General features: G+C 59.2%; 1 protein-coding gene. It reads left to right on the top strand.

Annotated features, from left to right (window positions below):
• Positions 1–39: 39 nt before the first annotated feature.
• A partial coding sequence (locus ACOCD2_RS20880) for a helicase-related protein (protein ID WP_305801440.1) occupies positions 40–1,182 on the top strand: 1,143 nt, incomplete at its 3' end.

Here is a 1,182-nt window from a genome sequence, read left to right as displayed (position 1 = left end):
CTAGAGAAGCATTTCCACACCCTCACCAGCGATAGACCGATGGAGAAGACCGACCCGCTGGCGGATCGTATCCTGCGCAAGGCCATCCTCAAGGCCGAGGAGGACTATGCCGACGATGCCCAGGTCGAACAGGCACACGAAGAAGCAGTGGAGGTGGCCACCAGGCGCTGTGCGCCCCTGACCGATAAGGAGCGTCAGTTGCTCGACGAGCTACGCCAATGGGCTCAGAGGGAGCGCAACCGTGCCGATGCCAAGGCGATGACCATCATCGACTGGATCGAGGAAAATCTGAAGGATGATGGGGAATGGAACCGGAATCGCGTCATACTGTTCACCGAATATCGCACCACTCACCAATGGCTGGAAGAGATCCTGGCTTCTCATGGCTACGGGGGTGAGCGCTTGGCGATCATCCATGGCGGGATGGATCAGGACGAACGCGAAGTGGTCAAGGCTGCCTTCCAGGCCAGTCCCGACGAAGCCAGCGTGCGCATCCTGTTGGCCTCCGATGCTGCTTCCGAGGGTATCGACCTGCAGAACCACTGTAATCGGCTCATTCACCTGGAGATCCCCTACAACCCCAACGTGATGGAACAACGCAACGGACGTGTGGATCGTTATGGTCAGAAGGAGAAGGAGGTGCTGATCTGGCACCCCGTGGATGGCGGTGATGCTGCCGACGATCCCGTGGGCGGCCACAAGGCCGATATCATTCGTGCCCTCGAGAAACTGGAATCGATGCGCGCGGACATGGGCAGTGTCAATCCGGTGATCGCACCCCAGATGGCGGGGCTGATCGAAGGCTCCTTGCCGAAACTGAATACCCGAGAAGCCGAGTACAGGATCGACAAGGCGAAGAAGTACGTTAGATCCGAGCGCCAGCTCCAGGAACGTGTGGCCAAATTACGCCAGCGACTGGATGAGACCAGGAAGGGTTTTCATCTGACGCCAGAGCGTATCCTGCAGACCGTCGTGGTCGGCCTGGAGCTGGCCGAGAAACCACCTCTGAGGCCCATCGAACTTGATGGTGCACCGAGTGGTACGGTCTTCCAGATGCCAGCACTGTCTGGTTCCTGGGCACGTTGCACGGAAGGATTGAGCCACCCCCATACGGGCGTGATACGCCCCATCACCTTCGATCACACCGTCAGCAAGGGACGCGACGACGTGGTGCTCATCCAT

This window comes from Thiolapillus sp., assembly GCF_048562965.1.
Classification (GTDB): Bacteria; Pseudomonadota; Gammaproteobacteria; order Chromatiales; family Chromatiaceae; genus Thiolapillus; species Thiolapillus brandeum_A.
This window is presented reverse-complemented; position numbering and strand designations above follow the sequence as displayed.